Origin of the sequence: Streptomyces sp. NPDC058662 (assembly GCF_042716255.1) — a bacterium.
In the GTDB taxonomy this organism is placed as follows: Bacteria; Actinomycetota; Actinomycetes; order Streptomycetales; family Streptomycetaceae; genus Streptomyces.
This window is the reverse complement of the sequence record NZ_JBHXRU010000044.1, coordinates 29129-50981: the sequence shown is the minus strand read 5'-3', so window position 1 is coordinate 50981 and position 21853 is coordinate 29129. Positions and strand designations below refer to the sequence as shown.

18 protein-coding genes are annotated in these 21853 nt (G+C 72.9%); 7 read left to right on the top strand and 11 right to left on the bottom strand.

Translation table 11 applies throughout. The annotated features are described in order from the left end of the window. Positions 1-48: 48 nt before the first annotated feature. From ACFWUQ_RS17630 to ACFWUQ_RS17600, 7 genes are all read right to left on the bottom strand, one after another. Positions 49-1236, bottom strand: coding sequence for a YncE family protein (locus ACFWUQ_RS17630; protein WP_384538722.1), 1188 nt, complete (start codon positions 1234-1236; stop codon positions 49-51). Next, positions 1233-2051, bottom strand: a complete 819-nt coding sequence (locus ACFWUQ_RS17625; RefSeq protein WP_384538719.1) for a polysaccharide deacetylase family protein — start codon at positions 2049-2051, stop codon at positions 1233-1235. Before ACFWUQ_RS17625 ends, ACFWUQ_RS17630 begins: the two co-directional genes overlap by 4 nt. Positions 2052-2415: 364 nt before the next feature. Further along, positions 2416-2928 carry an ATP-binding protein gene (locus ACFWUQ_RS17620; RefSeq protein ID WP_384538718.1) on the bottom strand — a complete coding sequence of 171 codons (513 nt, stop codon included), beginning with the start codon at positions 2926-2928 and terminating at the stop codon, positions 2416-2418. A gap of 238 nt (positions 2929-3166) precedes the next feature. Next, positions 3167-3934 (bottom strand): enoyl-CoA hydratase/isomerase family protein, encoded by a 768-nt coding sequence (locus tag ACFWUQ_RS17615; protein ID WP_384538716.1) that lies wholly within the window; start codon positions 3932-3934, stop codon positions 3167-3169. A gap of 96 nt (positions 3935-4030) precedes the next feature. After that, positions 4031-5272: an Ig-like domain-containing protein gene (locus tag ACFWUQ_RS17610; protein ID WP_384538714.1), complete on the bottom strand. Its 1242-nt coding sequence runs from the start codon at positions 5270-5272 to the stop codon at positions 4031-4033. Between the two features lie 135 nt (positions 5273-5407). Further along, positions 5408-7636 carry a choice-of-anchor A family protein gene (locus ACFWUQ_RS17605; protein WP_384538713.1) on the bottom strand — a complete coding sequence of 743 codons (2229 nt, stop codon included), beginning with the start codon at positions 7634-7636 and terminating at the stop codon, positions 5408-5410. Between the two features lie 151 nt (positions 7637-7787). After that, positions 7788-8975, bottom strand: a complete 1188-nt coding sequence (locus ACFWUQ_RS17600; RefSeq protein WP_384538712.1) for an Ig-like domain-containing protein — start codon at positions 8973-8975, stop codon at positions 7788-7790. Between the two features lie 217 nt (positions 8976-9192). Here ACFWUQ_RS17600 and glgX point away from each other — a divergent pair, with 217 nt between their 5' ends. Further along, positions 9193-11535, top strand: coding sequence for a glycogen debranching protein GlgX (glgX, locus tag ACFWUQ_RS17595; protein ID WP_384538710.1), 2343 nt, complete (start codon positions 9193-9195; stop codon positions 11533-11535). A 177-nt stretch (positions 11536-11712) separates the two neighbouring features. Beyond that, positions 11713-12435, top strand: a complete 723-nt coding sequence (locus tag ACFWUQ_RS17590) for a CDP-alcohol phosphatidyltransferase family protein (RefSeq protein ID WP_384538708.1) — start codon at positions 11713-11715, stop codon at positions 12433-12435. On the opposite strand, the gene ACFWUQ_RS17585 is transcribed toward ACFWUQ_RS17590, so the two are convergent. Then, complete coding sequence (locus ACFWUQ_RS17585; RefSeq protein ID WP_384538706.1) at positions 12416-12904, bottom strand: adenylyltransferase/cytidyltransferase family protein; 489 nt, start codon at positions 12902-12904, stop codon at positions 12416-12418. The genes ACFWUQ_RS17590 and ACFWUQ_RS17585 overlap by 20 nt on opposite strands. Before the next feature lie 172 nt (positions 12905-13076). On the opposite strand from ACFWUQ_RS17585, the gene ACFWUQ_RS17580 reads away from it, so the two are divergent. The 3 genes from ACFWUQ_RS17580 to ACFWUQ_RS17570 are packed head-to-tail and all read left to right on the top strand — an operon-like array spanning position 13077 to position 17265. Continuing rightward, positions 13077-14282, top strand: a complete 1206-nt coding sequence (locus ACFWUQ_RS17580) for a glycosyltransferase family 4 protein (protein WP_384538723.1) — start codon at positions 13077-13079, stop codon at positions 14280-14282. Then, positions 14279-16042 (top strand): lipopolysaccharide biosynthesis protein, encoded by a 1764-nt coding sequence (locus tag ACFWUQ_RS17575; RefSeq protein WP_384538704.1) that lies wholly within the window; start codon positions 14279-14281, stop codon positions 16040-16042. Before ACFWUQ_RS17580 ends, ACFWUQ_RS17575 begins: the two co-directional genes overlap by 4 nt. Beyond that, positions 16039-17265, top strand: a complete 1227-nt coding sequence (locus ACFWUQ_RS17570) for a hypothetical protein (RefSeq protein WP_384538703.1) — start codon at positions 16039-16041, stop codon at positions 17263-17265. The genes ACFWUQ_RS17575 and ACFWUQ_RS17570 overlap by 4 nt, the downstream gene beginning before the upstream one ends. Before the next feature lie 55 nt (positions 17266-17320). Here ACFWUQ_RS17570 and ACFWUQ_RS17565 read toward each other — a convergent pair whose 3' ends face one another. Beyond that, positions 17321-18832, bottom strand: coding sequence for a hypothetical protein (locus ACFWUQ_RS17565; RefSeq protein ID WP_384538701.1), 1512 nt, complete (start codon positions 18830-18832; stop codon positions 17321-17323). A 97-nt stretch (positions 18833-18929) separates the two neighbouring features. On the opposite strand from ACFWUQ_RS17565, the gene ACFWUQ_RS17560 reads away from it, so the two are divergent. Beyond that, positions 18930-19469, top strand: coding sequence for a WcaF family extracellular polysaccharide biosynthesis acetyltransferase (locus tag ACFWUQ_RS17560; protein ID WP_384538699.1), 540 nt, complete (start codon positions 18930-18932; stop codon positions 19467-19469). After that, positions 19466-20584, top strand: coding sequence for a glycosyltransferase (locus tag ACFWUQ_RS17555; protein ID WP_384538697.1), 1119 nt, complete (start codon positions 19466-19468; stop codon positions 20582-20584). The genes ACFWUQ_RS17560 and ACFWUQ_RS17555 overlap by 4 nt, the downstream gene beginning before the upstream one ends. Before the next feature lie 29 nt (positions 20585-20613). On the opposite strand, the gene ACFWUQ_RS17550 is transcribed toward ACFWUQ_RS17555, so the two are convergent. Both ACFWUQ_RS17550 and ACFWUQ_RS17545 read right to left on the bottom strand, forming a co-directional pair. Next, on the bottom strand, positions 20614-20835 hold the full coding sequence (locus tag ACFWUQ_RS17550; protein WP_384538695.1) for a DUF6458 family protein: 222 nt from the start codon (positions 20833-20835) through the stop codon (positions 20614-20616). Between the two features lie 178 nt (positions 20836-21013). Further along, positions 21014-21694 (bottom strand): hypothetical protein, encoded by a 681-nt coding sequence (locus ACFWUQ_RS17545; protein WP_384538692.1) that lies wholly within the window; start codon positions 21692-21694, stop codon positions 21014-21016. Positions 21695-21853 lie beyond the last annotated feature (159 nt).

The window sequence follows — 21853 nt, the reverse complement described above, 5'->3', positions numbered from 1 at the left end:
GCCCCGGGAGCTGTGCGAGCTCCCGGGGCACCGCCGCGTCCGCGCGGGCTACCGGAAGATGCCGGTGTGGCCGAGCGAGTACCGGCCGGGCTGCGGGTAGACGGCCAGCCCGTGGGGGCCTCCGCCGACCGGGATCCGGGCCAGCTGCTTACCGGTCACCGTGTCGATCGCGTAGACCTCGGAGTCGTAGCGGCCCGAGAGCCACAGCACCTTGCCGTCGGCGGACACGCCGCCCATGTCGGGGCTGCCGCCGTCGGGCAGCGCCCACTTCTTGGTGAGCCGGTTCTGCTTGAAGTCGAAGACCGAGACGGTGCCCTCGCCCCGGTTGGGAACGTACATCTCCCTGGAGTCGCGGCTGATGTACAGGCCGTGGCAGCCCTTTCCGGTGGGCAGCAGCTTGGGCGTCTCGAACGTGTCGCCGCTGAGCACCCACATCCCGTGCGCCATCATGTCCGCGACGTAGAAGGTCTTGCCGTCCGGGGAGACCTTGACGTCCTGCGGCATCGCGCCCTCGAACGGCAGCTTCTGCTGGCCGATGACCTCCATCTTCTCGGTGTCGACCTTGAGGAGTTCACCGGAGAACTCGCAACTCACGATGAAGTAGCGGCCGTCGGCGGAGAAGTCCGCGTGGTTGACGCCATAACAGGTCACCGGGACGGTTTTCACCCGGTCCATCGTGTGCGGATCGCGGAAGACGAGTTCCTTGTCGAGCGAGGCCATGACGATCGCGTACTTGCCGTTCGGCGTGAAGTAGAGGTTGTACGGGTCGTGGACCTCGACCGGTTTTCCGGCCTCGCCGGTGGCCGGGTTGATGGGGGTGAGCGTGTGGCCCCGGTTGTTGTTGACCCACAGCGTCTTCATGTCCCAGGAGGGCACCACGTGCTGGGGCTGGACCCCGACCGGAATGGTGTCGATGACCTGGTAGGTGGCCGGGTCGATGACGGACACCGTGTTGGAGTTGGTGTTCGGCACGTAGATGCGGGACGGGAAGTCCTTGACCACCGGGGAGAGCTTGCCGGGCCGGTTGGCCGCGTAGATGTCGTTCGGATCGAGTACCGGGGGCATGCCGGGCAGGCCCGGCGGGGCGGCGGGGACGGCCTTGGCCGGCTTGGCCGGGCCCTTGGAGCCGCGGGCCTCGGCGGGCCCCTTTTCGGCCGATCCGCAGCCGGCCAGGGCGGCCAGGACCAGACCGGCGAGCAGCACGGCGGCCTTCCGGGGAAGGCGGGTGGTCTTCATGGGGTCAGCAGCTCCGTGGTGGTCACCGCGCGCAGGGTGCGGCGCGCGAGTTCTTCGAGGAGGGGCGGCATCGCGTCGACCGTGTCCGCGTAGCCGAAGTGCAGGCTCACCACCGATCCGTTGCGGATCGTCCCGGTGACGTTGCGGATGACGGCCGCGGCGCCGGGCGAGGTGAAGTCGAGGGAGTCCACGTCGTACGACAGGACGTGCGGGTAGCCCGCCCGCTGGGCCAGCTTCTGTACGAGCGGGGTCGCGTACTGGGCCTGGGAGGGCCGGAACCAGGTCCCGATGGAGCCGGTGAGGCGTTTGAGCCGCTGGGCGCAGCCCGTGATCTCGGCGTAGGCCTGCGCCTCGGGCAGGGTGTTGACGGCGACGTGGCGCTGGGTGTGGTTGCCGAGCTCGTGGCCGCCGTCGAGGACGCGGCGGGCCATGTCCGGGTGCTCGTCGAGCCAGCTGCCGATCGCCAGTACGGTGACCCGCGCGCCCCCTCTCTCGGCTTCGGCCAGCACGGACCGGGCGAGGGCGGGGTCGCCGTTGCCGTGGAAGGTGAGGGCGACCCGGGCGCGGTCGCGCGGGCCGTGGCCGATCTCCACGGGCTGCCCGGGGAACCGGCGGGGCGCGGCGGCCGCCGCCGGCCGGGCCGGTCTGGCGGGGCCGGGGGGCGGGGTGGGCGCGCCGGGGGTCGGGGTGGGGGCGCCCGGGGGCACGGCCGGGGGCGGGGCGGCGGGGCGGCCCGGTCCGCAGGCTGCGGTGAGGCCGACCACCGAGGCGGCACCCGCGCGCAGGGCCGCGCGGCGACCTGGAGGTGAGAGCACCTGCCCATTTAAGGGGTGGATGGCCCGGAAGGTAATGATTGACCCAATTAGGGACTTTGGCCGATGCGGGCCCGGAGGGCCTCTGCTCGCTATGTGATCAACGATTTACACAGAGCATCCGATACTTATTCATAGATTACGAGGTGAGTGGCCCACCTCACCTAGGATTTAGCTAGAAACTCTTGCTATTTGCACACTTATGTCCGAGTAGGGACTTTTGGCGTTTGAGGCCTCGTCTGCCATAGTCGGAATCACGGCTTCCCCATTGACCCGAGCGAAGTCGCCACGCCGAGGATCACACCCCTTCGATCCTCGGCGCACCCATGAGGCCCCCGCACCGCCCCACCACGGCGACCTGGGGGCTTCAGGCGTTCTGGCGGTCGGCGACCCGCATCTCGAACCACGTGATCTTCCCCCGCGGCAGCAGGTCCGCGCCCCAGCGGTCGGAGAGCTTGTCGACGAGGAAGAGGCCGCGGCCGGTCGTGTCCAGTTCATGGACGGGCATCAGGCACGGGAGCCCGCGCGAGGGGTCGCGCACCTCCACCCGGATCCAGCCGCGCCGCCGCACCATGCGTAAGCCGAAGGACCGCGCACCGGTGTGCCGGACCGCGTTGCCGACGAGCTCCGAGACCAGCAGCACGGTGTGCTCGGCGGTCTGCGGCGAGAGGCCCCACAGGCGGATCACCACGCACTGGGTGAGGCGGCGGGCGGTGCTCGCCGACTCCGGCATGGACGGCAGCGTCACTTCCGACTCGGCGGGATTGCCGTGCAACTCCAGCGCCTTGAGGCCCTGTTCGTCCTCCAGAGCCGCCGTGAGCCGCACGGCCGAAGCGCTGCCGCGCTGCCGCGGCTCTTCCACACCCTCCAGGCCCGCCATGCACCCATCATGGACGGACCACCCGCCCCTCCGGGCCGTTCCCCGGGAAAACACCCCCCGGGAAACGGGATCCCCGGAGGGCGTTTTGTCATATGCGCAAGGCAAGCGGAGCGTTGGCGCACCCGGCCCGACCTGCGATGACAAACCGCACGCAGATGATCACCGTGGGTGGATCAACGATGTTCCTTAAGCCTCCCTTAAGCCCTGGCTAATCCACCCGCCGGGGGGACGGCGCCCCTCAGACGAAGGTGGCCTTGCCCGGCCCCTCCTCCACGAAGCTGCGCATCCCGCGCTCGCGGTCCTCGGTGGCGAACAGCCCGGCGAACCAGTTGCGTTCGATGGTCAGCCCGGTGTCGATGTCGGCCTCCAGGCCGGCGTCCACGCACTCCTTGGCGGCGCGCAGCGCGATCGCCGGGCCGTGGGCCAGCTTGGCGGCCCAGGCGTGCGCCTGCTCGTACACCTCGGCGGCGGGGACGACCCGGTCGACCAGCCCCAGGGTGAGCGCCTCGTCGGCCTTGACCATGCGCCCGGTGAAGATGAGGTCCTTGGCCCGGGAGGGTCCGATCAGGCGCGACAGCCGCTGGGTGCCGCCCGCGCCCGGGATCAGGCCGAGCAGGATCTCGGGCTGCCCGAACTTCGCGTTGTCGGCGCAGATCCGGTAGTCGGCGCACAGGGCGAGCTCGCAACCGCCCCCGAGCGCGTAGCCGGTGACGGCGGCGACGACCGGCTTGGGGATGCGCGCCACCGCGGTGAAGGCGTCCTGCAGTGCGCGGGACCGGGCGATCATCGCCGCGTGGTCCATCGTCTGCATCTCCTTGATGTCCGCGCCCGCCGCGAACACCTTCTCGCCGCCGTAGAGGATGACAGCGCGGACGTCGGACCGGTCGGTGGCCTCCGCGGCCAGCTCGCGCAGCCGGTCCTGGGTCGCGATGTCCAGGGCGTTCATGGGCGGGCGGTCCAGGCGGAGGGTGCCGACGCCTTCGGAGACTTCGAGAGAGAGGGTCATGCGGGCCAGGTTAGTGGCGGTTAACGCGAGAGGCCCGGTGCTGTGTGTCACAGCACCGGGCCACCGCGGCCGTCGTCGGCCGCCCGCGAACGGGAGTTACTTGATCCACTCCGCCCACGGCATGTTCCAGCCGTTGAGGCCGTTGTCCGGGGCGATCTGCTTGTCCTTCGAGTTCTTCACGACCACCACGTCGCCGATCAGCGACTCGTTGAAGAACCAGGCGGCGGGCTGGTCACCGTCGCCCCCGCCGCGGGAGTCGCGCAGGCCGACGCAGCCGTGGCTGACGTTCTCCTTGCCGAAGGTGCCCGCGGAGGCCCAGTAGTTGCCGTGGACGAAGGTGCCGGAGTTCGACAGGCGCATGGCGTGCGGGACGTCGGGGATGTCGTACTCGCCGCCGAATCCGACGGTGGCGCCGTTCATCCGGGTCACCTTGTACTTCTCGCTGATGACCATCTGCCCGTTGTACGTGGTCGTCGAGGGGGCGCCCGCCGTGATCGGGACGTTCTTGAGCACCTGGCCGTCGCGGACGACCTGCATCTGCTTGGTGCCCGCGTCGACGGTGGAGACCTGCGAGCGGCCGATCGTGAAGGTGACCGTACGGGTCTGCTTGCCGTAGACGCCGGGACGGCCCTCGACCCCGTCGAGGGAGAGCTTCACAGTGACCTTGGTACCCGCGGCCCAGTAGTTCTCGGGGCGGAAGTCGAGGCGGTCGTTGCCGAACCAGTGGCCCTCGACCGGCACGGCCGGCTCGGCCGTGACCGTGATGGCCTTCTCCACGGCCTCGGGGTTGGTGATCCCCCGGGTGAAGTTGATCGAGACCGGCATGCCCACGCCGACGGTCGAACCGTCCTCCGGCGTGTAGTGCCCGACGAAGGTGTTGGTCGGGGTCAGGGTGGTGAAGGTGGTGTCCTTGGCGGACTCGCGGCCCGCCTCGTCCTTGGCCACCGCGTGCACCTTGTACTCGGTCGCCGAGGCGAGGTGGCGCACCGGCTCCCAACTGGCCCCGTCGTCGGCCATCTTCCCCTCGACCGCGTTGCCCTTGGTGTCGGCGACGGTCACCGCCGCCAGCTTGCCCCCGGTGCTGGATATCTTCAGGACGCCGCTCGTGGCGACCTCCTTGGCGCCGTCGTCCGGCTTGACGCTGACGACGGCCTTCGACGCCTCGGTACCGGTGGTGCCCCCGCCGCCGGCGCCCTTGTCGCCGCCACTGCCTCCGCCGTCGGTTCCGCCGCCGCCGCACGCGGTGGTGAACAGCAGGGCCGCCCCCAGCAGGAGGGCCGGTAGGCCGGTGCGGGCGCGGCCGCGTATCGGCTGCAGGTTCACTCGTGTTCTCCCCATGTCCCCCGCGCGCGGACAGTCGCGCGCTTGCCGACAGGTAATCACACGGGAGGATGACGAAGAGCCACGGTCTTGTCACCGTTCCGTCCCAAGTGCCCGGACGGCGCGCGGCCCTCCGGACCGGCCGAGGACGGGTCAGGCCCGGGGGCCCTTGGCGTCCTTGGGGTGCTTGGTGTCCTTGGGGTGCTTCGCGGGGTGCTTCGGGTGCTTCGGCTTGTCCTTGCCGTGCTCGCCCTTCCCGTGGTCGCCCTTGCCGTGGTCGTCCTTGCCGTGGTCGTCGCGCTTGTTCTGGAGCGTGACCACCAGGCGACGGTCGGGGGTCGCGGCGTCCAGCCGCAGCGGGCCGGTCACGCGGTCGGCGGGCAGCACGTAGCCCTCGGGGACCGCCGTCTCCAGCAGGTAGTACCAGCCCTCGGGGAGCGGGCCGAAGTCGCACACGCCGCGCCGGTCGGTGGCGCAGCCGGACGCGGCCCTGCGGTCCGGGTTGATGCCGACCGTCTGGAGCCCCGGCGTGCTGTTGGTCTCCCGCCAGACCTCGAAGACCGCGCCGCGCAGCGGGCGCCCGGTCCTGGCGTCCTGCTTCACGATCCGGATCGAGCCCTCGTACTCCTCGCGCTCCGGGGTGTTGGCCACGGGGACGAGGATGCCGTCCGCCACGTCGCCCCGGTCGAGGTCGAAGCGGGTCACCGGGTCCGCGGGCGGCTCGTAGCCCGCCGGAGCGGCGGTCTCGCGCCAGTAATAGGTCTGCCCCACCGGCAGTTCCACCGTGCAGGTGCCGGTCGGGCCAGTCACGCACACCCCGTCGAGCCGGGTGTCCCCGCCGGGCGCGGCGGTCTGGAGCCCGGCGGTGCCGTTGCTCTCCCGCCACAGCTCGAACTCGGCTCCGGCCAGCGGGAGGCCGGTGGCCGCGTCGGTCTTGCGCAGTTCGACCCGGGCGCCGTCGGACGGTTCGGGGGTGCGCCGGTTGTCCGCCACGGCCCGGACCCCCGCCGCGGCGTTCTCGGCCGTGAGGGTCAGCTCGTGGACGGTGCGGTCCGGCAGGTCGTAGCCGAGGGGCGGCTGCGTCTCCCGCCAGTAGTACGTTCCGAGTTCCGTCGTCCGCGTGCAGACGCCGCTCGCCGGCGTCGTGCACTCGGTGACCGGGGTGTCGGCGTTCGGGGCGGTGGGCTGGAGCCCCGGCGTGCCGTTGGTCTCCCGCCACAGTTCGAACCGGGCCCCCGGGAGGGCCGCGCCCGTCGCCGCGTCCCGCTTGAGGACGGAGACCGAGCCGGTGACCGGGGCCGGGCCGCCGCACTCGGGCAGGTCGCCGTTGAAGGGGTAGGCGTGGAACTCCTGGCCGCCGCCCCCGCTCGCCGCACTGGTGTGGGTGACGGAGCCGGTGGTGAAGAAGCGCCCGTTGATGCCGGGCAGGGTGACGGTGGTCTCCGAGGACGGCTGGCCCATCAGGAAACTGCCCTGGAACTGGCCCGTGCCGGCCAGGTCCGCCGTCCTCGCGTCGGGGAAGTTCCACAGCAGCCGGTCGCGGTATGCGTTGAGGGGATCGGTGTCCTGGATGCCGCCGCTGTACGTGTTGATCGTCCGGTCGGCGCCCAGGACGTTCACCAGGATGGTGGCCCGGGCCGGGATCCGGGCGAACCGGATGCCCTGCTGGCCGCCGTTGGGGTTGGCCAGGTCCGCGTCGACGTTGAAGACCTGGAGGGCGGACGTGCCGTCGCCGGTGAACAGGGTTTCGAAGCCGTTGTTGACGACCGTGCCCGTGGCCGGGCGCGGTCGCCCGTCGACCCGGGCGTAGCACTGGCTGGCGGCGCTGAGCCGCTCGCGCAGGCCGGCGTACGGGGTGACCGCGGCCGGGTCCGGGACCAGGCGGCCGGACACGGTTCCGGTGACCGGGCCCGCGTGGCGGACGACGCCGCCGTCGGCGAGCAGGCGCTCGCCCGGCGCGACGGTGATCGAGCCGCCGGTGGTCAGGAAGTCGGCGCCGTCGGGCGGCGGCACCAGCGATCCCGCGCCGACGATCCCGACGTTGTACCGGCTGTCCGCGCCGGCGAGCTTGTCCTGGTCGAAGTCGCCGAGGACGACGAGGCGGCCCTCGGCCTCGGAGGCGCGCTGGCGGACCCGGAAGTCGCCGCCCACGAAGATGTTGATGCCGTTGTCCCGGCCGGCCGGGGCCCCGCCGGTGCCGATGGGCGGGTACGGGTCGGGGCAGCGGCCCGGGACGCAGGGGCCCAGGCCGCCGGGCAGCGGCGCCCTGACGGCCGCGGCGGCGGGGCGTTCGCCGCCGGGACCCGCCGCGAGGGCGGTGGGCGCGGCCGAGACCAGTACGGCCCCGACCGCCAGCCCGAGGGTCCATTTCCCAGCTGCCATGACGCTCCGTCCGTTACGCGCTGCCCGGTGTGCCCTGACAGGCTGGGCGCGGGCGTCGGCGGCGCGCCGCGCGGACACTCCCCGCTACGGCGTTTTGATCACACGAATCACTCCTCCGGGCGAACCGGGCACAGCGCCGGGCGGACGCCGCTCACGCGACGGCGGACCCGGCCACCCAGTCCGCCCAGGACATGTTCCAGCCGCCCAGCCCGTTGCTGGGCGCCACCGTCTTGTCCTGCGAGTTCACGACCTCCACCACGTCCCCGACCAGGGTCCGGTCGAAGAACCAGCCGGCCGGGGTGTCCGAGCCGCCGCCCTTGTCGTCGCGCAGGCCGATGCACCCGTGGCTCATGTTGCTGGTGCCGAAGGTCTCGGGGTTGGTCCAGTAGTTGCCGTGCAGGAAGGTGCCGGAGGAGGTGAGCCGCATGGCGTGCGGGACGTCGGGGATGTCGTACTCGCCGCCGAACCCGACGGTCTGGCCGTTCATCCGGGTGACGTCGAAGAGCTCCATCACCACCATCTTCCCGTTGTAGGTGGTGGTCTTGGGGGCTCCGGCGCTGATCGGCACGGTGGACAGCAGCTGCCCGTCGCGCCGGACCTCCATGGTGTGCGCGGCCGCGTCCACCGTCGAGATCTGGGAGCGCCCGACGGTGAAGGTGATCGTCTTGTCCTGGATGCCGTAGGAGCCGGGCGCGCCCTCGACGTCGCGCAGGTTCAGCTTCACGGTGACCTCGGTGCCGGGCTTCCAGTACTCCTTGGGGCGGAAGTCGAGCCGCTCCTTCCCGAACCAGTGGCCGACGACCTCCACGGCCGGGACCGAGGTGACGGTGATCGCCCGCTCCACTTCCGCCCGGCGCTCGACGGGGCGGCTGAAGTTGAAGGAGACGATCATCCCGGTGCCGACCGTGGAGCGGTTCTCGGGTTTGAAGTAGCCGATGAACCGCTCCTCGGGGACATAGGTGGTGAAGGTGGTGTGCCGGGCCTGGCGGCGGTTGTGCCCGTCCAGCGCCACGGCGTCCACGGTGTACTTGGCCGCGAGCGCGAGCCGGCCCGCGGCGGGATCGGGGCTCCAGCTGAGCCCGTCGGCCGCGATGGCGCCGGCGACCTTCTCCTCCTGCGCGTCCTCCACCTTGGTGACCACGACCCGCTCCAGCCGGCCCTCGGGCACGGTGACCATCAGGCGACCGTCGGCCGGGACCCCCTTGGCCTTGTCCTCGGGCGTGATGCGGATGGCCTCGTCCGGCGAGCGGGGTTTGCCGGGGAGCGCGATCTCGACCGGGGGCCGGCCGTCCCCGGTGCATCCGGCCAGGCCGCCCAGCAGGGCCGCCCATGCCGCCACGGCCGCCCATCCCGCCCCAGCCCGCCTCGTCAGAAGTGTCACGTTCCCTCCAACGACCGGGGCCCTCCGGGGGAAACGTGGGCCCGGGCCACGTTCCGGGCAGAACTGTCCGGGCAGAACAGTGGGAAGGACCAGACGGGGGCGGGCCCGGGCCGGGACGCCGGGGCCGCACTCTCCCCATGCCCCCGCCGGTACCCAGGAGCCGTGGAGGCGGGCATTGTCGAGCGCAGCCGAGCAAGAGGCGGTGGAAGCCGCCGGGAACGTCGCGGACGCCGTGGACGCGATCCGGAGCGGCCCCGCCGCGCCCGTACCGCGCGTCGAGCGCCCGCCGTCCGGGACGGTGGTCGGGACACCGAACGGCCTGGGCGCGAAAGAGACCGTACGGGTCGCGGCCCGCCCGCCGGGGCCACCGGTGTGGCCGGGGTCCTCGCATCCCCTGGGAGCGCGCTTCCACACCGGCCCGGACGGTACGGCGGGCACCAACTTCGCGCTCTGGGCGCAGGGTGCCGAGGCGGTGGAGGTCTGCCTGTTCGAGGGGGACGGCCCGCACGCCGCGGAGACCCGCTGCGCGCTGACGGAGCTCACGCACGAGATCTGGCACGGCTTCGTGCCGGGCGTACGCCCGGGGCAGCGGTACGGGTTCCGGGTGCACGGCCGCTGGGACCCGTGGACGGGCGCCCGGTACAACCCGGCCAAGCTGCTGCTGGATCCGTACGCGCGGGCCGTGGACGGCGACTTCACCCTGCCCCCCGAGGTGTACGGGCACGTCCGGGACTGGCCGCAGCAGTACATCGCGGACACCGTGCGCGACGACCGCGACTCCGCTCCGTTCGTCCCGAAGGGGGTGGTCGTCCACGACGACGACGACTGGTCGGACGACGTCCGGCCGAAGACGCCCTGGGCCGACTCGGTGATCTACGAGCTGCACGTGCGCGGCTTCACGATGCGCCATCCGGGTATCCCGCGGGAGCTGCGCGGCACGTACGCGGGACTGGCCCATCCGGCGGCGGTCGAGCACCTGGCCAGGCTCGGCGTGACGGCGGTCGAGCTGCTGCCGGTGCACCAGTTCGCTCACGAGGACCATCTGCTGCGCCGGGGACTGCGCAACTACTGGGGCTACAACTCGGTCGGCTACTTCGCCCCGCACGCCGGGTACTCGTCCAGCGGCACGGCCGGGCAGCAGGTCGGGGAGTTCAAGCGGATGGTCCGGGCCCTGCACGCGGCCGGGATCGAGGTCATCCTCGACGTGGTCTACAACCACACGGCGGAGGCCGGCGAGCTGGGCCCGACGCTGTCCCTGCGCGGGATCGACAACCGGGGCTACTACCGGCTCCAGACCGACCAGCGGCGGTACTCCGACTACACGGGCTGCGGGAACACCCTGCACGCGGGGCGCCCGCACGTGCTCCGGCTCATCACCGACTCGCTCCGCTACTGGGTGACGGAGATGGGCGTCGACGGCTTCCGCTTCGACCTGGCGGCCGCGCTGGCCCGCTCGATGCACGACGTGGACATGCTGTCGCCGTTCCTCGCGGTCATCGCCCAGGACCCGGTGCTGCGGCGGGTGAAGCTGATCGCCGAGCCGTGGGACGTGGGTTCGGGCGGCTACCAGGTGGGGGCGTTCCCGCCGCTGTGGACGGAGTGGAACGACCGCTACCGCGATGCCGTACGGGACTTCTGGCGGGGCGCGCTGCCCGACGTACGGGACCTCGGCTACCGCCTGTCGGGGTCGAGCGACCTGTACGCGTGGGGTGGGCGGCGCCCCTACGCCTCGGTGAACTTCGTGACCGCGCACGACGGTTTCAGCCTGCGGGACCTGGTGTCCTACGAGCGCAAGCACAACGACGCCAACGGCGAGGAGGGCCGGGACGGGACGAATGACAACCGGTCCTGGAACTGCGGGGCGGAGGGCGAGACGGACGACGAGGGCGTCGCCGCCCTGCGCCGGCGCCAGCTGCGCAACCTGCTGACCACGCTGCTGCTGTCGACAGGCGTGCCGATGCTGGTCGCGGGGGACGAGTTCGGACGCACCCAGGGCGGCAACAACAACGCGTACTGCCAGGACAACGAGACGGGGTGGGTGGACTGGTCGCTGCTGGAGGACCCGGCGTGGCGGGAGCTGTTCGCGCTGACGGAGCGGCTGATCTCGCTGCGCCGGGCCCATCCGGTGCTGCGCCGGCGGGCGTTCTTCTCGGGGCGGCCGCAGGGCGTGGACGGGCTGCGGGACCTGGCCTGGTTCACGGCCGCCGGTGCGGAGATGAACGAGCGGGACTGGTACGCGCCCACCGGGCCTTTGGGCATGTACCTGTCGGGGCGGGACATCCCGGGCCGTGACGAGCGGGGCCGGCAGGTCACGGACGACAGCTTCCTCGCCCTGCTGCACGCCGGGGACCGGCCGGCGGCGTGGGTGCTCCCGGGGGCGCCCTGGGCGGAGCGGTACGAGCTCGTCCTGGACACCTCGCGGGAGGACCAGGCCGACGCCCCGGCCACCACGCACCGGGGCGGGGAGACCCTGACCGTCCCGGCCCGGTCGGTCCTGCTGCTGCGGGTGGCCGGCTGAGCCCCCGTCCTCCGGCGCCCCCTCCACCTGGAACGGGGACCTCCGTTCGCGGGGGTCACGTTCCGGGCACAGGGGGACATCCCGAGCCGGAATTCCCGTGCGCCCTGCGATGATGTGGCCGACGTCGCACACGCGTGCACCTGCACACGCGTGCCATCGAGGAGGTCAGGGGTACGCATGGGGAAGGTCGGGACCGCACTGCGGGAACTGCGCGGGGCGCAGAAGACGGCGAAGGGGGTGTCGCTCTACTCGCGGTTCGTCAACCGGCCCGCCGGGCGGTACCTGGCCGCGGGGTCGTACGCGCTCGGACTCACCCCGAACCAGGTGACGCTGGTCAGCGCCGCCTGCAGCTTCGCCGCCGCGGCCGCCGTGGCGCTGGCCGCTCCCTCCTGGGGCCTGGGGGTCGCCGTCTGGGCCGCGCTCGCCGTCGGATTCGCCTTCGACTCCGCCGACGGGCAGCTGGCCCGGCTGCGCGGGGGCGGCAGCGCCGCGGGCGAGTGGCTCGACCACGTCGTGGACTGCGCCAAGCTCACCGCGCTGCACACCTGCGTGCTGATCGCCTTCTACCGCTTCCCCGAGCAGTACGGGACGGGCCCGGACGGCTGGCTGCTGGTGCCGCTGGGCTTCCAGTTCGCGGCGGTCGTGACCTTCTTCGGCGGGCTGCTCACCGAGAAGTTGAAGCCCGGGGCGGCCCCCGGCAGCGGCGCCGCCGCGCCGTCGACCCTGCGCGCGGTGGCGTTGCTGCCGGTGGACCACGGGGTGTTCTGCCTGGTGTTCCTGCTGCTCGGCGGCGGGCCCCTGTTCGCCTGGGCCTACGCGGCGCTGGGCGTGGTCGCCGCCCTGTTCCTGGTGGCGTTCCTGGCGAAGTGGTTCAGGGAGCTCAGCGCCGTTCGGCGGTGAGCGGCACCTGCGCGGGCAGGGGTTCGGCCAACGCGTCCAGCGCCCGGCGCAGCTGGGTGCTGGAGGTGTGGACGGTGTACGGGAAGTAGACGACGTCGACGCCGTGGGCGGCGAAGTCCTTCTCCAGCCGGTCGCCCTTGGCGGTACCCCGCCAGTCGTCGCCCTTGAAGATGACGTCGAAGCGGACCTGCTTCCAGGTCTCGACCTTGTCCGGGACGGTCTCCACGAAGGCCGCGTCGACGTACCGGACACTGCGGACGATCTCCAGCCGCTCGACGAGCGGGATCATCGGGCGGCGCCCCTTGGCCAGTTCCGCCATCTCGTCGGAGACGACTCCGGCGACCAGGTAGTCGCACTGGCTCCGGGCGTGCCGAAGGATATTGAGATGTCCGATATGGAAGAGATCGTATGCACCTGGTGCATAGCCGACTCGGTACGGTCGGCGCGCCGGCGCACCACGTTCGGACATGTCCCGCTCCGTCATCTGTTACCCCCCAGCAGCCACACCCCCCGGTGTGGCGGATTAGCAGACAATAGCGTGCACGTTCCGCACCATGCCGGTGAACGAATAGGGTGGCGTGCGCATCATCCAGGGGAGAAGGGGACGCTCAGTGTCCAGATCCGGCCACCGGCGCCTGCTGCTGGTTTCCACCAACTACGCTCCCGAGCACGCGGGGATTGGGCCCTACGCCACCCAGATCGCGGAGCACTGGGCAGATCTCGGACACGAGACGCACGTCCTCGCGGGCATGCCGCACTACCCGTCGTGGTCGCTCGAACCGGAGTACAAGGGGGCGCTACGGCGCACGGAACAGCGCGCGGGTGTCACAGTGCACCGGCGCGCGCACACCGTGCCGCCCCGCCAGACCGCCGTGCGGCGGGCCCTGTTCGAAGGATCGATCCTGCTGCACGGCGCCGTGGCCCCGCCCCGGATGCCGAGGCCCGACGCGGTGCTGGCCCAGATGCCCAGCCTGGCCGGCGGGGTGCTGGCCGCCCGGCTGGCGGCGCGCTGGAAGGTCCCGTACGTCCCGGTCGTCCAGGACCTGATGGGCGCCGCCGCCGCGCAGAGCGGGATCCGCGGCGGTGACCGGGCGGCCGCGGTCGCCGGCCGGGCCGAGGCCTACGCCCTCAAGCGGGCCACGCTCGTCGGCGTCATCCACGAGACCTTCGTCGAGCGGGTCGTCGGCATGGGCGTGGACCCCGCGAGGATCCGGCTGGTCCCGAACTGGTCGCACGTGGCCGTGCCCACCAGGCCGCGCGGCGAGACCCGCCGGCACCTGGGCTGGGCCCCCGACCAGACGGTGGTCCTGCACAGCGGGAACATGGGCCTCAAGCAGGGCCTAGAAGTCCTCGTCGGCGCCGCCCGGCGCGACCCGGGCGTCCGCTTCGTCCTCATGGGCGACGGCAGCCAGCGCGCGGCGCTCGCCGCCCTCTCCGCGGACGTGCCGAACCTCGACATCATCCCCCCTGCCGCGGACGGCGAGTTCCCGGATATCCTCGCGGCGGCGGACGTACTCGCGGTCACGCAGCACGCCGCCGTACTGGACATGAGCGTGCCGTCCAAACTCACCTCCTACTTCCAGGCCGGCCGGCCCGTCGTCGCGTCCGTCGCGGCGCAGGGCGGGACCGCCCAGGAGGTGGAGCGTTCGGGCGCAGGGGTGCTCGTACCGCCGGAGGACCCCGACGCCCTGCTGAAGGCCGTACGGGCCCTGGCCGAGGACCCCGACGGCGCGGACGCGCTGGGCGCGGCCGGACCGCGCCACGTGGCGGCCCACCTGAGCCGTGAAGCGGGCCTGGCCCGCGTCGACGCACTGATAGACGAAGCACTTGGGGGATACCGGCCGTGATCGAGACGAACCGCCCGGCAGCGGCCCCGGCCGAGGACGAGCCCGACCTCCTCAGGGACCAGTTCCGCCAGCTCCTGCGCTACCGCCGGCTCATCGGAGCGGGCGTCGGCATCGGCCTGCTGGGCGGCGTCTACCTCGGCATCTCCACGGCCGACACCTACGTCGCCACCGCCGACCTCGTACTGCGCGCGCCCACGGACGACCCGTTCAACCCGAGCCTCGCGCCCGACAAGGCGATCAACATCGGTTCGGAGCGGCAGGTCGCGCTGAGCTCCTCCATAGCCAACGAGGCGGCGAAGAAGCTCGGCGTCTCCGCCACCGACTTCGCCGCCCTGCGCAGCGGCCTGCAGGTGACCAACCCGCCGCAGTCCATGGTGCTCCGCTTCACCTACACCGCGTCCTCCCCCAAGGAGGCCGCCAAGCGCGCCAACGCGATGACCGAGGCCTACCTGCTCAAGCGGCAGGAAGCCCTCGACGCCACCCGCGACAAGATGGTCAAGGGCTACAAGGACCAGCGCGACCCGGTCGCCAGGCAGCTCGACGAGCTCGTCAAGGAGATCGCCCGGATGCCGGCCGGCGCCCCGCGCGACGCCGCCACCTCCACCAAGACCGACCTGCAGAGCGAAGTCGGCCGCTACAACGGCAACATCACCAAGCTGGAAGCCCTGGACATGACCCCGGGCCGGGTCACCAGCGCGGCCACCGCGCCTTCCTCGCCCGACGGCCCCGGCATCCCGATGTCGCTCGCGCTCGGTGCGGCCGTGGGCCTGGCGCTCGGTCTGCTCGCCGCCTGGGTCCGGCTGGTCTTCGACCCCGCACCGCGCTCCGAGGGCGACGTCGCCCGGGCCCTGCGCGCACCCGTCCTCGGCTCCCTGCCCCGGGACCGGACGGGCGGCGGCCCGCTGCTCGCGGCCGGCGAGGAGGATCCCCGGCTCGCCGAGGAGTTCCGCTCGGTGGCCTTCCGGCTCGCCTACGACTCCCGCTTCGCCGACCGGCGGCGGCTGCTCGTCGTCGCCCCGCGCGGCAGCAGTGAGATCGCCGCCGCGGTCGCGGTGAACCTGGCCGCCTCCTTCGCCGAGACCGGCAAGGACGTCCTGCTCATCGAGGCCGACCTGCGCACCCCGGTCCTGGCCAGCCAGCTGCCGACCGACGCGGGCGGCCGGCCCCGCTGGAGCCAGACGCCCGGCGGCAAGGGCGCCGGCGCGCGCACCCCGCAGCACGGGGACGCCGAGTGGCCCGACGGACGCCAGCTCGTCGTGGACGCCGGGGAGTCCGGCGCCTTCGACCTGATCCCCGGCGAGCGCGTGCGCAACGTCGCCCGCTCGCTGACCTCGCCGCGCGCCACCCGGCTCGTCTCCGAGGCGGACTCCCCCAACTCCACCGTCGTCGTGCTCGCGCCGCCCGTGCTCTCCTACGCCGACGCCCTCGCGCTCGTCGACCGCGTCGACGGCGTCCTCGTCGTCTGCGACCCGCGCGCCGTGCACCGTACGGACCTGTCCCGGATCCGCGAACTGATCAGCGGCGCGGGCGGCACCGTGCTCGGAGCGGTGCTGCACGCCCCGCTGCCCGGCGAGAAGCGCGGCGTCAAGGGCCGGACCAAGGACCACCCCGAAGGCCCCGCCCCGACTCCGCCGGCCGCCGCGAAGAAGCACCCGCAGCCCCAGCCGATCCCGTACGAGGTGGCCGAGCCCGAGCAGGTCATCCAGGGCGACGGAACCGACACGGTCGCACTGCGCACCGTCCAGCCGGGCCGGCGGTGAGCCGGCGCGGCCTCTCGGCGGTCGCGTCGGTCCTGGACCAGGCCGCGTCCAGCGCCACGAACATCCTGGTGCTGGTGCTGGCCGCCCGGCTGTCCTCGGCGTCCGGGTTCGCCGACTTCTCGATGGTGTACGTGACCTTCAGCGTGCTCCTGGGCCTCAACATGGCCTATGTCGGCCAGAGCCTGGTCCTGGAGAAGGGCGAGCGCCTCGGCGGCCTCTGCCGCTCCGCCGCGGGCTTCACCGCAGCCGCCTCCGCCGCGGGGGGCGTCCTGCTGGCCCTGGTGGGGCTGTCCCTGTCCGGTGCCACCGGGCGGGCGTTCCTCGCGCTGGGCCTCGTCCTGCCGCTGGTCCTGCTCCAGGACGGGCTGCGGTACTGCTTCTCCGCGCTGCGGGCGCCCGAGCGGGCCCTGGCCGCGGACGCGCTGCGGCTGGTGTGCGTGGTCGCGGCGCTCGCCGCGCAGCCCCAGGGCGCCTCGGCGGGGCGGCTGGTCCTGGTGTGGGGCGCCTCCGCCCTCCCGGCGCTGGCCCTCGGGCTGTGGCTGCTGCGGCCTTATGTACGCGGGGTCCGGGCCGACCTGCGGCCGTACCTGCGCCGCGGTCACCTGGGGCAGCGGTTCGTGGTCGAGTTCGCGGTGGGCAACGGCTCCAGCCAGCTCGCCGTGCTCGGCCTCGGCGTCTTCGCGACGCCGCTGGCCGTCGGCGCGCTGCGCGGCGCGACCACGCTCTTCGGGCCGCTGAACGTGCTGTTCAACTCCGCCGCCGCATTCGGCCCCCCGGTCCTGGGGCGGCTCGGCGGCAAGCGGGCCGCGGTCCGGGCGACGGCCCTGCTGGGACTCGTACTGGCGGCGGTCGGCGCGGCCTGGGCGGCGGCGCTGTACCTGCTGCCGGACCGGTGGGGCCGGGAGCTGCTGGGCGACACCTGGGCGGCGGCATCCGCGCTGCTGCCGGCGACCGGCGCCCAGTACGCCGTGATGGGGCTGGGGACCTGCGCCCTGCTGACCCTGCGGGTGCTCGCCCCGAAGGCCACCCTGTCCTTGCAGGTGGTCTTCTCGCTGCTGTCCGTGGGACTGCTGCTGGGCGGCTACGCGGTCTTCGGTGTCGCGGGAGCCGCGTGGGGCCTCGCGGCCGGCTCGGCGCTCAAGGCGGCCGCCGCCTGGTGGCGCGTGGCGCACCTGCGCGCCCCCGCGCCCGCCCCCGAGTCCCCGCCCCTGCACGCCGCCTGACCGGGCGCCGCCGCCTGACCGGTGCACGTCGGCGGGGCGGCCGCCGCCCCGGGGCTCAGCGCAGGGTGGTGGACTTGTCCTGGCGGTAGGTCGCGACCAGCGCCAGGCACATCGCGGCTATCGCGACCCGCCCCGACGCCTGGAGCAGCGGACCGCGCAGCAGGATGAAGGAGTAGCCCGCGACGAGCGGGACCACCACCGAGATCAGACTGCCCGGCGGCGCCCGCCGCGTCGCGCGCTTCGCGTAGCGCCGGTCCACGCGGGCGGCGGCGTACCCCATGCCCATCAGTCCGGCGCCCATGCCCAGCGGCCCGAAGTCGATCCACAGCTCCGCCCAGATCGGGGAGGAGAGGTTGGTGTTGACGGTGCCCATCCACTGCCCCACCATCACGCCGGTGTCCCGCGGCTTGCCGGGCCACACCGAGCGCGGCACCGCGAAGAAGAGGGATCCGGCGAGCTGGCGCCCGTAGAAGTGGCCGGGTCCGGACTCCGAGTAGGTGATCGTGTTGGCGAACATGCCGATCTGGTCGTAGTCCTTGAGCGCCATCGGCTCCAGGAACGAGGTGGTCTCGACCGGCTTGTAGTTCTTCTCGTCGTACCGGAAGCGGTCCGCGAAGGGGAAGACGAGGAGGGCGACGACCACGGCCATCGACAGCGCCACGCGGTACATCGCGGCGCTGACCGGGAAGACCGTGAAGAGCAGGGCGAACATGACCGTCAGGAACCAGTAGCGCGGGTTCGAGATCGGGTTGTTGACCACCAGGTTGAGCGCGGCCAGCGCGGCCCAGGTGACGATGATCGAGACCTTGCGGCGGGCGAACTTCGAGGTGATCAGCCAGCGCGTGTACAGCAGTAGCGCGAGCAGCGCCGGAACCGTGCCGAAGCCGCGCAGCAGCGCCTGGCCGGCCTGGCCGTCGCCGTTGGAGACGCCGGCCTCCTCGATGCCCGCGATGATCTCCTGGCGGCTGGAGAAGAAGACGGCCGGACCGCCCAGCTTCATGACGAAGGCCGCGCTGCACGCGAAGGAGAGGGCCGTCAGCAGCTGGAGGCGGCGGCGGTGCGCCATGACCGGCCTGGACTCCCGCTGGGAGCCGCCCGCGCGGCCGGCGGGCCGGTGGCGGGCGAGCAGGACGCCGACGTCGAAGAGGGCGCAGCCGAGCAGCACCAGGCCGATGGCGGCGGTGAGGTCGGAGCGGGGACCCACCACGGGGGTCGGGACCTGCCCCAGGACCGCCTGGGCGAGCGGGGCCACGCCCATGGCCATGTACACGAAGAGCCAGAAGGAGCCCTGGAGCAGCTTGCGGCGGCTGGTGAGCACCATCGCGGACAGCCGGGCCCCCGCGTACATGGTGAGCAGGAGCTGGAGCCAGAAGGCCGCGTCGTGGGCCCCGGCGCCGGACTGGACGGCGACGAAGAGGGGCAGGAAGACGGTGAATCCGAGAGCGAGGGGGACGGACAGGGCCCGGGAGAGCAGGGTGCGCGGGGTGGTGACCCGGCCCCAGTGGTTCTCGTCCTCGACCGGGTGCCGGGTGGGCGTGACGGTGGGCTTGCGTATGTCCGTTGCCACTGCCGCCCCCACCCCATGTGCCTGGTCCGGGCGCAGTCTAGTCTGACCTGGCGGCGCCCGGGGAGGCGCCCGCGGGGGTGACCGAGGGGGACGACTGGTGCGTGATCTTCCTGCCTTCACGCTGGCCGGATACGACAAGGGGCGCGGGCTGCTGACGCAGGCGCTCTGGTTCGCCGCGATGAACGCGCTGTTCATGAGGTGGTTCTGTCCGGCGCGGCTGCGGGTGTCCCTGCTGCGGGCGTTCGGGGCGCGGATCGGCGAGGGAGTGCTGATCCGGCACAGGGTGCGGGTGCTGTGGCCGTGGAAGCTCACGGTCGGGGACCACACCTGGATCGGCGAGGGCGCCTGGCTGCTGAACCTGGAGCCGGTGACGATCGGTTCGCACGTGTGCCTCTCCCAGGAGGCCATGCTGTGCACCGGTTCGCACGACCACCGGGCCGCCGACTTCCGCTACCGCAACGCGCCGATCACCGTCGAGGACGGGGCCTGGGTGGCGGTGCGGGCCACCGTACTGGCCGGGGTGACCGTGGGCCGCTGCGCGGTCGCGGGCGCGGGCGCCGTCGTGCACAAGGACCTGCCGGAACTGACCCTGCAGACCCAGGACGGGCGGCGCCGCCCGGTGGAGGAGCCCAAGTGAGAGTCCTGCACGCCGTCACGCTGCACTCCCCCTCGCACGCCTTCGGCGGTCCGGTCCGGGTCGCGCTGAACCTGGCGAAGGGGCTGCGGGCCCGCGGCCACGAGGCGCGGCTGCTGGCGTTGGGCGAGGGGTTCCCCGATCCGTGGCCCACCGAGGTCGAGGGCGTTCCGGCCAAGCTGTTCCCGGCGCGGCGGCTGCTGCCGCTCGGGTTCAGCGGGATGACCTCGCCGGCGCTGCTCGCCTCGGCGGGCCGGCTGGTGCGCGACGCGGACCTCGTCCACGTCCACCTGGCGCGGGACCTGGTGACCCTGCCGGTGGCGCTGGCGGCGCTGCGCGCCGGGAAGCCGCTGGTGCTGCAGACCCACGGGATGGTCGATCCGAGCGCGAAGGCGCTGGCCAAGGTGCTGGACGCGGTGGCGGTACGCCGGCTGCTGCGCGGAGCCGACGCGGTGCTGTACCTGACCCCGCACGAGCGGGGCGGCCTGGAGGCGGTGGTGGGCGCGCCGCTGGAGCGGGCGGTGCGCCTGGTCAACGGCACTCCGGCGCAGGAGGAGCGGCCCGCGCCGAGCGGCCCGCCGCGCATCCTGTACTCGGCGCGCCTGCAGGCCCGCAAGCGGCCGGTGGACTTCGTGGACGCGGCCCCGGCCGTCCTCGCCGCGCACCCGGACGCGCACTTCGTGGTCGCGGGCCCGGACGAGGGCGAAGCGGCGGCCGTGCGCGCCCGGATCGCGGAGCTGGGCCTGGCGGACCGGTTCACGGTGCCGGGAGCGCTGTCCGGGGCCGAGGTCCTGGCGGAACTGCGCCGCGCGCACGTGTACGTACTGCCGTCGGTGGACGAGCCGTTCCCGATGTCGGTGCTGGAGGCGCTCGCGGTCGGCGTCCCGTCGGTGGTGACGCACTCCAACGGCCTGGCACGGGACATCGCGGCCGCGGGAGCGGGGCACGCGGTCGATCCCGGCTCGGCGGGCGTGGCGGCGGCGGTGCTGTCCCTGCTGGACCCGGCAGCCAACGGCGCCGCGTCGCGGGCGGCCCAGAAACTGGCCGCGGACTCCTTCTCGATGGGTGCGGTCCTGGACACCCTGCTGCCGGTGTACGAGAGCGCCCGGCGCCGCTGAGCGGCTGCCCCGGGCCGTCGGACGGAGCGTCAGATGACGTCCCGGCGGCGCTCCTCCACGACCGGGATGGCGGCCCCGGCGGTGCGGCGGCGCTTGAGGACGCTCGTGTACACGGCGAGGCCGATGCCGCCCACCGCCATCATGATCAGTCCGACCAGGTCGAGGTCGACGCTCTTCATCTCCCAGTCGGTGGCGAAGGTGAGGATCGCCCCCACCACGATCAGGCCGATGCAGCCGCCAAGACCGTTCATAGGACTCGCCTCCGGAGGTCGGTGTCGGTGTCGTGCTTCGGTCACGCGGCTACCCCGGCTCCCGCCAAGGAAACGTCCGGGGCCCGGACTTGGGTCCGGCGACGCGAGAGCCCCCGGCGCGGGCCGGGGGCTCTCGGGGCGTTGCGGGGCGGCGTGTTGCCGGCCGGGCGCCGCCGGCCTAGGCCGGGATCCAGGCGTAGCAGCCCGAGGAGTTGAACTCCGCGGTGCCCGCCGGGATCGTCGCCGTGATCCTGTCGCCGGCCTTGACCGGCTTCTCGGGGCCGGAGGACAGGGGCGTGCCGTCCTTCCCCTTCGCCTCCCAGGTGCAGTCCGCGGCCTGGGTCAGCGCCCGGTAGGTGCCTGCGGCCGGGGAGGTGCGGGGGCCTTCGGGGAAGCCCTTCTCCGCGGCCGCGAGGATCGGCTTCTGCTCCGGGCACAGATGCGTGATCGCGTCCTTCGCGCCGGTGATCTCCCCGGTGATGACGGCCCCGGTGGCCGCGTCCTTGTCCCGCTTCGCGGTGCGCGCCACCCGCTGGCAGGCCTCCTGCCCCGTCTGCAGGACGGCCGCGGGGTCCATCTTCTCGGGGACCCGGCCGCTGAGGTACTTCTTCTCCTGCGGCGTGAAGCTGCCCGTCTTCGGGGTCAGCTGCGGGTCGGGCAGGACCGGACCCGAGGGCTGGGCCTCGGGCGCGGGGGCCTGCCCCGCCTCGGCGGGGGTGTCCGCCGGATCGGGGGCCGGCGACGAAGCCGGGGGCTTCGCCTTCGCCTCCGCGCCGGAGTCCTTCCCGCCGGAACTGCAGGCGGTCAGCGTGAGGGCGGCGGTCAGCAGAACAGCGGCCGCTGCGGAGCGTCGGTACATCGGATGGCTCCCGTACTTACTGGGTGGGACAGGGGTGCGGGGCCCGGCCTGGTGGAGCCGGGCCCCCCACGCCGTCATGCGGTCACTCGGTGCTTACGGCAACTTCGCGCCCAAGGTGAACACCATCTTCCGCCCGGCCTCGGCCGCCGCGGCCTCCCA